Here is a 13,734-nt window from a genome sequence, read left to right as displayed (position 1 = left end):
TAAATTGATTGGTAATTTTAAGCAGAAAAAACTAACCCTTATATATCAGATGCAAATTATATCCAATCATATGACGCCAGTGAAGAGGATCAGCCAATCGGGTACTTAAAATTGTGCTGGACAGAGGCCCTTGATTATAATGGATTGTTATTGGAAAAACCTAAGCGGGTAATTGATTTTCCAATATTGGTAAGCTAATTCTTACCAGTAGCCCGCCTTCCTTACGATTCATTGCTTGAATATTGCCATGATGCAATTTAATGGCTTGTTGCGCAATTGCCAAGCCAAGGCCATAGCCGCCTGTTTTCTTTTCTCTCGATGTGTCAACTCGGTAGAATGGATTAAAAATACGCTCCAATTGTTCTTCTGGAACACCGGGACCATTATCTTCAATATTAATATGGATTTCTGAGTGGGCTTCATTACTTTGTAATGAAACAATAACCTGCGGCTCGGGTGCTGCATAACGAAGTGCATTCCGTATGATATTTTCAATGGCCCGATGAATTAATCGCTCATCCAGAAAGAGCTTATAGTCTTGCGATTTGTGTAGTATCACTCCCGATTTGGTATTTCTAAGCTCGAAATTAGCATCCTCAATAATCTGGTTGAGTAAATCAGATAAATTGACAACCGTTTTATTCAAATGGCTTGAGGATTTATCCAGTCTTGCAAACTCCAGAATTTCTCCTATCAGCGTATTTAGCCGCAAACACTCAACTTCCATACGGTTGAATTCAACTTCAGCCAATTGAGACGCTTTCTTCCTTCCCAATTCGATGGCGATTTGTAAACGGGCTAACGGTGAGCGTAATTCATGAGAAATATCTTGTAATAAACGCTCTTTGGAATTAACAATGGTTTCCAATTGTTCGGCCATACTATCGAATTCACCACTTAATTCAGCAATTTCATCACGGTAATGGCCTTTGAAACGGCCAACGCGCGTGTTTAATTTGCCTGTTGCTATTGATTGCGCTGCCATTCTTAATGACTGTAAAGGTTGGGTTAGGTAAATGGATAAAAGGTAGCAAATAAGGCCGCTAATAAAAATTGCGATGGTTAAGCGTATCGTCAGGCCAGCCCAAGGAATTTCCACAAAATGAGCCAGTGGCTTGATACTAACTGCTACAAGTCGATAAGCCCTCCCTGATGTAGATAGAATCTCGTGGCTGACTATAATATCACCGAACTTGAGTAGTCCATCATCCAATTCTTCGTCTACCAAATTGGCAGAAATTTGTTTAACTATTTCTGGTGGGGTTGCACTACCAATAATCTCGCCTGTACTGCTAAGTAAGTACAAGGTCATATGTCTGGATACGCCAGTTCTATTTAGCCATTTTTTCAAAGCTAAATGTTGGCCTGACTCAAAGGTAGCTACTGCTGCATTGGCGTAACTATCCATAAAGACCCGTTCACGGGCTGGTATTGATGATTTCTGGGCAATTTCACTCGTTACCCAGGCAGTCGTAATAATGATTAAAATGGTTGCTAACCAAAATGAAAGGAAGATTTTCCAATACAGTCTAAGCATTAAACATATACCCAAAACCGCGAACTGTTTTAACCAGCGGTTCTCCGGCTTGATTATCACCTAGCTTATTGCGTAAGTTACTAATGTGAACATCAATACTGCGATCATAGGCAGTATATTTTCTACCTAAGGCGTATTCTGTTAATTCTTCTTTTGAGAAAGCCTGCCCAGGTGATTTAATTAACATTTCCAAAATATTAAATTCGGCGTTAGTCAAGTCCATAGGCTCGTTATTGTGAGTTGCTAGCCGTTTGGAGCAATCAACAAGAATCCCCTGGTGTTCAATAATTGGTCTCTGCGTGGGGATTTTTTGAGTTCGTCGCAGAATGGCGCGTAATCTTGCAACCAGCTCACGAGGGTTACAGGGCTTGGGTAAATAATCATCAGCACCAATTTCAAGTCCCACAATACGATCAATATCATCGCCACGCGCAGTTAACATCAAAACTGGCGTTTGCAAATGCTCTCGTATCGCTTTTAAAACTTCAAAACCGTTTAATTTGGGGAGCATGACATCTAAAATGATTGCATCAAATGCCTGGTTCAGTGCTTTTTTTACGGCACTTTCGCCATCATGAACACAGACAACATGAAAACCTTCCGGCTCTAAATACTGGACTAACAAATCGGTAAGTTCCGTATCGTCATCTACAATTAAGATGTTGTTATTCATTACTTAGTTGTCCTTGACATTATGTCTTTGTTGCTGCTTACGTTTATCAAAACAGGCAAGTAGCTTAATACGTCTAGAGTCTGCATTAATAACTTTAAATTCAAACTCATTAATTGTAATCGCTTCACCGCGTTTAGGTAAATAGCCAAAAGTACTCATGACAATACCACCAATGGTATCGTAGTTTTCATCGCTAAAATTAGCTTCTAGCTGCTCATTAAACTCTTCAATGGGGGTATGTGCTTTAACAATGTAATAAGCATCCCCATGTGCTTTGATATAAGCCTCTTCATCGATATCAAATTCGTCTTCAATATCGCCAATTATTTGTTCAATAATATCTTCAATCGTGACAAAGCCGTTTACAGCACCATATTCATCAACAACAATTGCCATATGATTGCGATTATTACGAAATTCGCTAAGTAATAAATCCAGACGCTTGCTTTCTGGTACAAAAGTGGTGAAGCGGATAATATCGTGTAAATCGAAGTCGGTTGTTCGCTCTGCCTGATACCGAAGTAAATCTTTAGCATGCAAGATACCAATAATTTCGTCTTTATTGTCTCCTGTAACTGGAAAGCGAGAGTGACCAGAACTGGTAACGGTATCAATAATATCTTTCAATTCATCGTCTTGGGAAATGCAAGTCATTTGATTTTTAGGCAACATAATATCGCGTACGCGCATTTGCGCAAATTGAATAACGCCCTCTATCATACTTAAGGTTTCTGAATCGATTAGCGAGCGAGCGTGTGCATCACGCAGCAAACTAATTAACTCCTCTTTATTTTGTGGCTCAATTTGTAAAAATTGCCTTAAGCGCATAAACCATGAACCAGTATCATCCTCTTTACTCAATATGACTACCCTCTATGTGATAAGGATTAGAAAAACCAAGTTTGGCAAGCAATTTAATTTCGGCAGCTTGCATGACTTCAGCATCACTCTCTTGAATATGATCATAACCTAATAAATGCAAGACCCCATGAATGATAATATGTGCCCAATGCTCTGCCAGGGGTTTATCTTGCTCAATACTTTCTGCATGTAAAACCGATGGGCAGATAATGACATCGCCAAGCAAGGGATATTCAAGCTCAACGCCAGCTGGAATAGCACTGGGGAAGGCAAGTACATTTGTCGCTTTGTTTTGTTGTCTGTAAGCATGATTTAGTTGGGTCATTTCTTTATCATCAACTAGCCGCACAGTTAATTCAGCTGTTTGCAGGTGGTCAATAAGTGGTAATTCAGCCCAGGAAATAAGCTTTTCGTCACTAACTGGAATCGGGTCATCACAAGCATTTTGTAAGTCAATGTGGTATGCCATTATTTTTTATCCTTGGTAATTTTATCATAGCAATCAACAATGCGGGAAACTAATGGATGTCGCACCACTTCACGGCTAGTGAAAGTGTGTATACTAATTTCAGGGACATCTGCCAATAGTTTAATTGCGTGAGGCAGGCCTGAATCGGTTCCTTTGGGTAAATCTATCTGAGTCATGTCGCCTGTAATGACTGCTTTAGAACCAAAACCCATACGTGTTAGAAACATTTTCATCTGTAAAATGGTGGTGTTTTGAGCTTCATCAAGAATAATAAAGGCTTCATTTAACGTTCTGCCGCGCATAAAGGCCAGAGGGAGGATTTCGATAATATCGGTTTGGATAAGTTTCTGTGTTTCTTTAAAACCGATCATTTCATAAAGTGCATCATAAATAGGACGAAGGTAGGGTAGAACTTTCTCAACAAGATCACCAGGCAGAAAACCCAGCTTTTCACCGGCTTCCACAGCAGGCCTAACAAAAACAAGACGCTGTACTTCACCTTTCTCAAAGCATTCTATTGCTTTGGAGACCGCTAGATAAGTTTTACCAGTACCGGCAGGACCCACGGCAAAAATAATGTCATGGGTATTGATGCTTTGAAGATAATCGGCTTGTTTACTATTTCGTGGTTGTATGGTCTTACGACTTAATTTTATCGAATGGGTCGTCATGGTTTGCGGTACCTTGTGGTTTAATAGGGAGGTTATTAATTCAGCAGGTATTGGTTGATTAGTTAGTTGATGCAGCTGTTTAATAAGTTGTTTTGCCTGATGCAGGCTGGGGTTTGAATGCCCATATAAAACGCAGCCATCATGACCGATTTTAATGGTCACATTAAAATGTTTTTCCAACAGGTTGATATTTTCATGCAAGACGCCACACAAATTTGCCAGTTGCTGTGAACTTAAATGAGGAAATATAACTTTTTCGCTTTGTAGTGTACTACTCAATGCTGTATTAAAGGTTTGTTCTGCATATGTTAAGAATAGTGCATAAACTGGTTAGTTCGCAAGCGACTTTGAATTTCAAGACATTTTTTAACCAGCTGATTCGATGATTAGTAAGTCATACGTCTGTTTGTTGTGGGTTCAGTTGTTGGATCCAAAATAGTTTTTACAACATTAATGATATTAGTTTTGTTAATTGGACTTTTATCTAAATGCGGAAGTGTTCTGCCAAACACTTCTTCCATGGTTTCTATCATAACTTTGTCATCAGTCCATAAGGCTATGGGGGCATCTATCTCTGCTTTAACGATTGCCTCCGCGACTTGGGGGCCATTGATGGACTTACTTCCTAAATTGCCATCGAGAATAATTAAATTAAAATGGAGATTGGCCTTGTTATTAAAAAACTTAACCGCTTCTTCACCATTCCCAATCACTTTAACAAGGACATTATTGACATTACTTTCTAATATCTTCTTCATAATCGATTGATTAACTGGATTATCTTCAACTAAAATAATAATCATAAAATCCTTGTAGTCATGATTAAGCTGACCCCACTATAATTGGAGCCAACATAAATAACAATTTTTTCTTATCATCAGGTATACTATATAAATAATTTGTTTTTTAATTAACCTAAATCCCCATTATCCAACCAGCTATGATTGATTTACATTGCCACAGTAATTTTTCTGACGGAATGCTTACTCCCACTGCACTAGTAAAAAAAGCCGTTGAAGCTAACATCACAATGCTGGCTTTGACTGATCACGATACGATGTCGGGTTTGGGTGAGCTGCATAAGGCAGCACACAATCTGCCTCTTACCATCATTAATGGTATTGAACTGAGTGTTCGTTGGAAAAAATATGATATCCACATTGTGGGCTTAAACATTTCCCCTGATGACGACAACATTTTAGCGCTGATAAGACAGCAAAACGAAAGTCGTATTGGACGCGCTTTGCAAATTGCTGAGCAAATGAAAATTTGTGGTATCGATGATGCCTATGGAAAAGCCTGTAAACTTGCCGGTCACGAACGCATTGGAAGGCCACATTTTGCACAATTATTTGTTGACGAAGGGTTAGTCCCTGACAGGCAAACCGCGTTCAAACGCTATCTTGGCAGAGGGAAAGTCGCGTATGTAGCAACTCCCTGGCTTAGTCTGACTGAGGCTGTGGAAGGGATTATGCAAGCCAAGGGGCAGGCGGTACTGGCTCATCCCTTAAAATATTCCTTAACACGTACACGGCTGCAAGAATTGATTATAGCTTTTAAAATGGCGGGCGGCACTGGACTCGAGATTGTTTCAGGGGAAATGACAGCAACACAAATACAAGAAATGCTTGGGCTGTGTTTACGTTTTCAGCTATATGCCTCAACAGGTTCAGATTATCATGGTGATGCTTTATCGCGGATTTCTCTTGGAAGACAGCAACAACTACCGGTAAACTGTACACCTATATGGCAGCAATGGAATCTTTAACAGGGGCGTTTATGAGTCAGTTTTTTGCAATTCATCCTGATAATCCACAGTCGCGCTTATTAAGACAGGCGGCGTCTATCATTGAAGAGGGGGGGATCCTGGTTTATCCCACTGATTCAGGATATGCTTTGGGCTGTAAATTAGGCAATAAGGCAGCTCTGGAGCGAATTAGACGTTTGCGCCAGTTAGATAAAAATCATAACATGACATTGGTCTGCCGAGATTTGTCGCAACTAGGGACTTATGCAAAAGTTTCAAATTCAATTTTTCGTTTGCTTAAAGCATTTACCCCTGGTTCTTATACGTTCATTTTGAATGCAACGCATGAAGTTCCAAGGTTGATGTTACACCCCAAACGCAAGACCTTAGGCTTACGGGTACCTGAAAATAACATTACCTTGTCGTTACTTGAGTGCCTTGAAACGCCTTTAATGAGTACGACCCTGATATTGCCTGGAGCCACGGCGCCTCTTGGTGAGCCAGAAGCGATTAAAGATTTGCTTGGTAACCAGACTGATTTAATCATCGATGGCGGCAATTGTGGATATCAACCAACTACCGTAGTTGATTTAACAGGTGATTACCCGGTTGTATTGCGTGAAGGAAGAGGTGATCCAGAGCCTTTTAGATAACTAGCCTTAAATTCATTCCATTTGGATGTTTTAATTTGAGGAAATAATTTAATAATTTTGTTAAATAGTTAAGGATTTAGATGTCAGCTTTATTCAGTCCTAATAAACGGGTCGTGTCGGGAATGCGTGCCAGCGGCCGCTTACATTTGGGTCATTATCATGGTGTCCTGAAGAATTGGCTTAAATTACAACATCAATATGACTGTTATTTTTTTGTTGCCGATTGGCATGGTTTAACGACACGTTACGACGAACCTGGTTTTATAGAGACTATTTTATGGGATATGGTGGTCGATTGGTTGGCTTGTGGCCTTAATCCAAGTTTATCGAAAATTTTTATCCAATCTTGGGTACCTGAACACGCTGAGTTACATCTTTTATTATCAATGATTACTCCTTTGGGATGGCTTGAGCGTGTGCCAACATATAAGGATCAGCAAGCTAAAATACATGATAAAGATTTAGCAACTTATGGCTTTCTGGGATATCCCCTTTTGCAAAGTGCAGATGTTTTACTTTACAAAGCGGATTATGTTCCCGTCGGTGAAGACCAGGTTGCTCATATTGAATTAACGCGTGAAATCGCCCGCCGGTTTAATTTTATCTATGGTCGTGAACCTAATTTTGAAGCGTTAGCGATTGAAGCTATAAAAAAAATGGGTAAAAAAAATGGCAAGCTCTACAGTCAATTACGGAAAGAATTCCAACAAGATGGTTGTCATGAATCCTTAAACACGGCAAGAGCTTTGTTAGCTAATCAGCATAACCTCTCGATCGGGGACAAGGAACGTTTGCTTGGTTATTTGGATGGTTCTGGAAAGATAATCTTACCTGAGCCGCAACCTTTGTTAACGGAAACCTCTAAAATGCCTGGTACAGATGGGCAGAAAATGTCGAAATCTTACAATAACACCATTAGTTTACGCGAAGAGCCAGAGCAGGTTGAGAAGAAAATTTTAACCATGCCAACTGATCCTGCCCGTGTTAAACGTACTGATCCCGGTGAGCCGGAAAAGTGCCCGGTTTGGCAATTTCATAAAATATATTCCTCCGAGACAGTAAGGGATTGGGTGCAAACTGGCTGTCGTTCGGCTGGTATAGGTTGTATTGATTGTAAACGGCCAGTAATTGATTCTATTAAGCAAGAATTACAACCCATTCAAGCGGCCATCAGAGAGTATGAGTCGGATTTGGGTTCAGTAAAGAGGATTGTTGCTGAAGGTAGTGAAGCGGCTCGGGAAGAAGCAACTAAAGCGTTAGAAGATGTTCGTGAAGTCATGGGTTTGGATTATTGATGGAGTCGGATTTGTCGGCAGAATCTTCTTCTGTACTAGCCATTGTAGCGGGTAAACCTGTTATTGAGGCACCGGCAGATTTGTTTATTCCCCCAGATGCCTTGGAAGTATTGTTGGAGTCATTTTCCGGACCGCTGGATTTGCTACTATATCTGATCCGGCGGGAAAATATTGATATTTTAGATATTCCGATTGCTCATATTACCCAACAGTACATGCAGTATATCCAGCTTATGGAAGCACACCGCTTGGAATTGGCCGCAGATTATTTAGTAATGGCAGCAATGCTTGCAGAAATAAAATCACGTTTGTTACTCCCACCAACGCTCAACGAAAACGAGGAAACTGAAGAAGATCCGCGACTTGTGTTGGTGAGAAAACTCCAGGCTTATGAACAGTTTAAAAACGCAGCTTTGCAATTAGATACCTTGGCACGTTGTGAGCGCGATGTTTTTCGTTTTTCGATTAGTTCGGAACTCATTGAGCGAACAATAGTACACCCTGATGTAGAGCTTTCAGCTTTAACAGCGGCCATGCGAGATTTAATGACACGACAAAACCACCTGAGCCATCACCAAATAGGGCGTGAGCCTTTGTCTGTGAGAGAGCGAATGGGAATTGTATTGGAGAGACTACAACAGGAAGGAGTGGTATCCTTTACACACTTGTTTAATCAGAAAGAAGGCCGAATGGGGCTAGCGGTAACACTTCTCGCCATTTTGGAATTGGCACGCCAATCATTATTGCTGATTAGTCAAGCGGGTGCTTATGCACCAATTTATATACAGGCTGCTCATCATGAATGAAAATGAACTTAAACTGGTAGTAGAAGCGCTCTTGATGAATGCGGGCAATCCTTTGACTATAGAACAGTTACAAGCGGTTTTTGAGGACTGGGAAAAACCCAGTCGGGAGCAGTTAAATACCGTTTTAACGGAGTTGGCTGATGACTACCAAAAAACCGCGATAGAGTTAAAATGTTTGGCGAGTGGGTATTGTCTACAAACTAAGGTAAAGTACAGCACCTGGGTCAGCCGTTTATATGCTGAAAAACCAGCTAAATATTCGCGAGCCTTACTGGAAACTCTGGCGATTATTGCTTATAGACAGCCAGTAACCCGGGCTGATATTGAAGATATTCGTGGTGTTGCTGTCAGTAGTCCGATTCTGAAAACATTACTGGAGCGGGAATGGATTAGAGTAGCCGGACATCGTGATGTGCCAGGCAAACCAGCAGTATATGTTACGACGAAGAATTTTCTCGATTACTTTAATTTAGCCAGCCTGAATGAATTACCGGCTTTACAGGAAATCAATATTCCTTTAGCGATAGCGCCTGTCGAAGCCTTAGAAGAAGAGTGTGTTTAATAATGAGCGAACGTTTACAAAAAATATTAAGTCAAGCAGGTTTTGGCTCGCGAAGAGAGATGGAGCGTTGGATTGAGCAAGGATTGATCCATGTCAATGGCGTGGTGGCTAAATTAGGTGATGTGGCCAACGTAGACGATAAAATCAGTGTGAAAGGAAAGGTAATTGCTAATCCTCTCAAATCACAATCTAAAACAAGAATACTTATTTATCATAAGCCTGTTGGAGAAATTTCCAGCAAGCATGATCCCAAACATGAGAAAACGGTTTTTGATCGTTTACCCTATTTAAAGCAAGGGCGTTGGGTTCAGGTTGGTCGTTTAGATATTAATACTTCCGGTCTGCTGATTTTTACTAATAACGGTGAGCTGGCCAATCGTTTAATGCATCCAAAATTTGGATTGGAAAGAGAATATGCGGTGCGTGTGCATGGTCAAGTCAGCGCTGAAGCTATTAATGCCATGTTAAAAGGCGTTGATTTGGAAGACGGTGTTGCCCAATTTAAACGAATTGAGTTTAGGGGGGGAGAAGGAACTAATAGTTGGTATCATGTTGTTTTAACAGAGGGACGCAATAGGGAAGTACGGCGTTTGTGGCAATCGCAAGGTGTTGAAGTTAGCCGCTTGATACGTATCCGTTATGGGCATTTAACAATGCCACGTTCACTCGCACGGGGTAATTTTGTGGAATTATCAAAACAGGATGTTGAAGGGTTTTTGGCAGCTTTGTAAGTTCTCCATTGATTTTCAAGACAGCCTGTTTTTTTATTCCAATTTATTGTGGAAACAATGAAGTAGTTAAGAGATTAGAGTCATGAGTAAAAGACGCCAACGATTACCTGCAGCGGTACAAACCGCTGAGATAGAAAAATTCAGTCATGATGGCCGTGGTATCGCGAGAATTAACGGTAAAACAACGTTCATCCAAGGCGCTCTTCCTGGAGAACAAGTTACTTTCCAATATACGCGAGTTAAACGTGATTTTGATGAAGGAAAACTTGTTGAACTCGTTGCAGCCTCATCTCTACGCGCTGAACCGCGTTGCGCGCATTATTCCTTATGCGGTGGTTGTTCCCTGCAGCATTTGGATGAGCGAGCTCAAATTCATGAAAAGGAAGTCTTATTGCTTGATTTACTGCGTCGTATTGGTCATTGTGAGCCAGAGATGATTCTGCCTCCTCTTGTTAGTCAAAGTTGGCACTATCGCAACAAGGCTCGCTTAAGCGTGCGCTATGTAGAAAAAAAAGGTTCTACTTTAGTAGGATTCAGGGAGAAAAATAATCCCCGTTATATTACTGAAATTACCCAATGTCCGGTAATGAATGCGAAAATTGACGCACAAATAGTGAATTTACGCGCGCTTATTGATTCTCTCGATGATCCAAATAGTATTGCGCAGATTGAAGTGGCTGCAGGTGATGAGGAAGTGGCACTCATTTTTCGTAACCTGTCGCCTTTGAGCGCTGCTGACGAGGAAAAAATTCGTCAATTTGGAAAAAACACTGATTTCCGTATTTTTTTACAACCAGGTGGACCTGACAGCGTAATGCTTTTCTATCCGCAAGGAGGTAATGAGTTTTTAACCTATACTTTACCTAAAGAAGACATCCACTTTCAATTTCATGCGACTGATTTTACCCAAGTCAATGCGGGTCTAAATCAACTTATGGTTGCGCAAGCGCTGAAACTCATGGCGTTGGCGCCAAATGATGTGGTTTTGGATTTATTTTGTGGTTTAGGTAATTTTTCGTTACCGCTTGCTAGGCATTGTGCAAAAGTTGTAGGTGTAGAAGGAAGCGATACCATGGTCTCCCGAGCTCAGATGAACGCTAGAGCGAATGGTTTGGCTAATACTGAATTTTTTTGTGCAAATTTGGAAGACACAGAAGCCTTGTCATCTTTGTTATCCTATGGGTTTACTAAAATTTTGCTAGATCCACCACGCTCGGGTGCTTTGGAAATTGTAAAGCAAATTGATAAATTTAAGCCGCAACGACTTGTTTATGTGTCTTGTAATCCTGCCACTTTGGCGAGAGATGCTGATATTTTAGTGAATCAAAAAGGATATCGATTACGTTCAGCTGGCGTTATGGATATGTTTCCACATACAGCACATGTGGAGTCCATCGCTTTATTTGAGAAAGGATAAGCAATAATGGTTAAAGTTAAAGAAGATACTCCTTGGACAACAGATAGTGGTATTGATGTCGAGCAATGGCTACATCAGTTAGCAAGTAAAGGGTATTTTCAGGACTTGGAACTCATTCGTAATGCTTGTACTTTAAGCCAGCTGGCGGGACAGGATCATGCCACTGAAATTGGGGTATCCTGTTTGCAGCAAGGTTTGGCAATGGCTGATGTATTGGCTGATCTGGAAGTTGATCAGGAGACACTGACAGCAGCTATTATCTTTGAGAGTGTTCATTATGCAGAATTATCACTGGATGATGTGGAAGAGCAGCTAGGTTCCTCAATTGCCAAATTAGTGAAAGGAATTGAGAAAATGAGTGCCATGCATAATTTGCAGGCTCTTAATAAATATCCACAAAATAAGCATCAAATTGATAATGTTCGCAAAATGTTATTAGCGATGGTTGATGATGTACGTGTTGTATTGATTAAGTTGGCGGAACGTCTTTGTGTGCTAAGAGCTTCTGGTCAACTTCCTGAAGCAATGCGCCATCAAATCGCCACCGAGGCAATGGAAATTTATGCGCCTTTAGCTAATCGTTTGGGTATAGGGGCTATTAAATGGGAGATGGAAGATCTTGCTTTTCGCTACTTGCATCCAGATGATTACAAATCAATTGCAAAAGGGTTAAAAGCCAAACGCCTTGAAAGAGATAAATATGTTGATTTTATTGTTGAAGAGTTGAATAAGCAGATTAAGGCTACTGGTGCGCATCATTTTGCTGTGTATGGTCGTTCAAAACACATTCATAGTATCTACCGCAAAATGAAGCGAAAAAATGTTTCTTTAGATGAAATTTATGATGCAACAGCAGTAAGAGTTTTGGTGGAAAGCAAGGAGCAATGCTACGAAGTACTGGGCATGGTGCATACTTTATGGAAACAAGTTCCAGTGGAATTTGATGACTATATAATTAATCCCAAACCTAATGGTTATCAATCGCTGCATACTGCTGTAGAAGGACCAGAAGGTCGTGTTTTTGAGGTCCAAATTCGTACTTTTCAAATGCATGATCTGGCTGAAATGGGTGTGGCTGCACATTGGAAATACAAAGAGGGCGCTGTACAACAAAAAGAAAGCCATGAACGCAAAATTGAATGGCTGCGCGACGTTTTGGCCTGGCATAAAGAAATGGCAATTTCGAGTGGTGTATCGGAAGCAATTGAGACAGAATTTCTTGAGGATAGAGTTTATGTCTTTACCCCCGATGGGGATGTATTGGATTTACCTCAGGGTGTTACACCGTTGGATTTTGCCTACCATGTGCATAGTCAGATAGGACACCGTTGCCGCGGTGCTAAAGTGAATGGTTCTATCGTTCCTCTGACCTATGAGTTAAAAACAGGTGACAAAGTAGAGGTATTAACGGGTAAAGATGAACGCCCATCAAGGGACTGGATTAATCCCCATCTGAATTATTTGAAAACATCCCGTGCCAAAGCAAAAGTCCTGCATTGGTTTAGAATGCAGGATTACGACAGAAATAAAGCTGAAGGGCATGAAATTCTTGATAAGGAATTAAAAACCCTGGGGATAAAAACAGATCGGTTGCATGACGTAGTCTCTTCATTTAATTTCAAACGTCTGGATGATTTGTTAGCAGCTCTTGGCCGTGGTGACATTAAGTTAGGTCAAATTCTAAGTAAATTGTCCCCTACCGAAGTTGAAGAGCCAAGCATTCAAACTATTGTTAAACCATTAGCCAAACCTGAGGTTAGGGGTAGTGATTTACGTATAGAAGGTGTTGGAAATCTTCTCACCCATATGGCACGTTGTTGTCAACCTGTACCAGGTGATGAGGTGGTAGGATACATTACGCTTGGGCGCGGTGTGTCTGTACATCGGCAGGATTGTCCAAATATCATTCATGCGGGTGTGAAACAGCGGCAACGCTTTTTACAGGTAAGCTGGGGCAGTTCAACTCGTGATCATTATGTGGTTGATATTTTAATTAAAGCCTTTGATCGTTCTGGCCTGTTAAAAGATGTCACCTCACTGTTGTCAAACGAAAAAGCCCATGTCTATGCACTGCAGACCCAAAGCAATAAGCATGATAATACGGCTTTTATCACTTTAACCGTGGAAATTGATGGTTTGAATAGCCTGTCAAGGTTATTGAATAAACTGGAACAAATCCCTAATGTTCTTGAAGCAAGGCGTCAGGTATAAGCAGCGTTATTCTTAGAAGATAGTATCTTTTTGCTGGATTCACCTTAGTTGGCGTATTTGTTGCAGGGTGATGACCTAAGTTGTATTTCACTCACTTTAAT

General features: G+C 40.7%; 14 protein-coding genes. 8 read left to right on the top strand and 6 right to left on the bottom strand.

Annotated features, from left to right (window positions below; all coding sequences use genetic code 11):
* Positions 1-160 precede the first annotated feature (160 nt).
* The 6 genes from cpxA to Lfee_RS14890 all read right to left on the bottom strand — a co-directional run bounded on the left by cpxA (position 161) and on the right by Lfee_RS14890 (position 5,014).
* Complete coding sequence (gene cpxA / locus Lfee_RS14915; protein WP_058447772.1) at positions 161-1,537, bottom strand: two-component system sensor histidine kinase CpxA; 1,377 nt, start codon at positions 1,535-1,537, stop codon at positions 161-163.
* Complete coding sequence (gene cpxR, locus Lfee_RS14910) at positions 1,530-2,210, bottom strand: two-component system response regulator CpxR (protein WP_058447771.1); 681 nt, start codon at positions 2,208-2,210, stop codon at positions 1,530-1,532. Before cpxR ends, cpxA begins: the two co-directional genes overlap by 8 nt.
* Before the next feature lie 3 nt (positions 2,211-2,213).
* On the bottom strand, positions 2,214-3,038 hold the full coding sequence (locus Lfee_RS14905) for an HlyC/CorC family transporter (RefSeq protein WP_370446971.1): 825 nt from the start codon (positions 3,036-3,038) through the stop codon (positions 2,214-2,216).
* Positions 3,039-3,063: 25 nt separating this feature from the next.
* Positions 3,064-3,540, bottom strand: a complete 477-nt coding sequence (ybeY, locus tag Lfee_RS14900; RefSeq protein ID WP_058447769.1) for an rRNA maturation RNase YbeY — start codon at positions 3,538-3,540, stop codon at positions 3,064-3,066.
* Positions 3,540-4,211 carry a PhoH family protein gene (locus Lfee_RS14895; RefSeq protein WP_414092967.1) on the bottom strand — a complete coding sequence of 224 codons (672 nt, stop codon included), beginning with the start codon at positions 4,209-4,211 and terminating at the stop codon, positions 3,540-3,542. The genes ybeY and Lfee_RS14895 overlap by 1 nt, the downstream gene beginning before the upstream one ends.
* Positions 4,212-4,597: 386 nt before the next feature.
* Positions 4,598-5,014, bottom strand: a complete 417-nt coding sequence (locus Lfee_RS14890) for a response regulator (RefSeq protein ID WP_058447767.1) — start codon at positions 5,012-5,014, stop codon at positions 4,598-4,600.
* A gap of 137 nt (positions 5,015-5,151) precedes the next feature.
* Between Lfee_RS14890 and Lfee_RS14885 the strand changes: the two genes are divergently transcribed.
* From Lfee_RS14885 to relA, 8 genes are all read left to right on the top strand, one after another.
* Positions 5,152-5,979, top strand: coding sequence for a PHP domain-containing protein (locus tag Lfee_RS14885; protein WP_058447766.1), 828 nt, complete (start codon positions 5,152-5,154; stop codon positions 5,977-5,979).
* 11 nt (positions 5,980-5,990) lie between these two features.
* Positions 5,991-6,611 carry an L-threonylcarbamoyladenylate synthase gene (locus tag Lfee_RS14880; protein WP_058448048.1) on the top strand — a complete coding sequence of 207 codons (621 nt, stop codon included), beginning with the start codon at positions 5,991-5,993 and terminating at the stop codon, positions 6,609-6,611.
* 80 nt (positions 6,612-6,691) lie between these two features.
* Entirely contained in the window at positions 6,692-7,906 is a 1,215-nt protein-coding gene (locus tag Lfee_RS14875) for a tryptophan--tRNA ligase (protein WP_058447765.1), read from the top strand.
* Positions 7,906-8,712, top strand: coding sequence for a segregation and condensation protein A (locus tag Lfee_RS14870; protein WP_058447764.1), 807 nt, complete (start codon positions 7,906-7,908; stop codon positions 8,710-8,712). The genes Lfee_RS14875 and Lfee_RS14870 overlap by 1 nt, the downstream gene beginning before the upstream one ends.
* Positions 8,705-9,274, top strand: coding sequence for an SMC-Scp complex subunit ScpB (scpB, locus tag Lfee_RS14865; RefSeq protein WP_058447763.1), 570 nt, complete (start codon positions 8,705-8,707; stop codon positions 9,272-9,274). The genes Lfee_RS14870 and scpB overlap by 8 nt, the downstream gene beginning before the upstream one ends.
* Positions 9,274-10,005: a 23S rRNA pseudouridine(2605) synthase RluB gene (gene rluB, locus Lfee_RS14860; RefSeq protein ID WP_058448047.1), complete on the top strand. Its 732-nt coding sequence runs from the start codon at positions 9,274-9,276 to the stop codon at positions 10,003-10,005. Before scpB ends, rluB begins: the two co-directional genes overlap by 1 nt.
* A gap of 82 nt (positions 10,006-10,087) precedes the next feature.
* Positions 10,088-11,422 carry a 23S rRNA (uracil(1939)-C(5))-methyltransferase RlmD gene (rlmD, locus tag Lfee_RS14855; RefSeq protein WP_058447762.1) on the top strand — a complete coding sequence of 445 codons (1,335 nt, stop codon included), beginning with the start codon at positions 10,088-10,090 and terminating at the stop codon, positions 11,420-11,422.
* A 6-nt stretch (positions 11,423-11,428) separates the two neighbouring features.
* Complete coding sequence (gene relA, locus Lfee_RS14850) at positions 11,429-13,633, top strand: GTP diphosphokinase (RefSeq protein ID WP_058447761.1); 2,205 nt, start codon at positions 11,429-11,431, stop codon at positions 13,631-13,633.
* Positions 13,634-13,734 lie beyond the last annotated feature (101 nt).

It is taken from the genome of Legionella feeleii (assembly GCF_001467625.1).
GTDB lineage: Bacteria > Pseudomonadota > Gammaproteobacteria > Legionellales > Legionellaceae > Tatlockia > Tatlockia feeleii.
The sequence above is the reverse complement of the archived record's forward strand: the minus strand, read 5'-3'. Positions and strand labels throughout refer to the sequence as shown.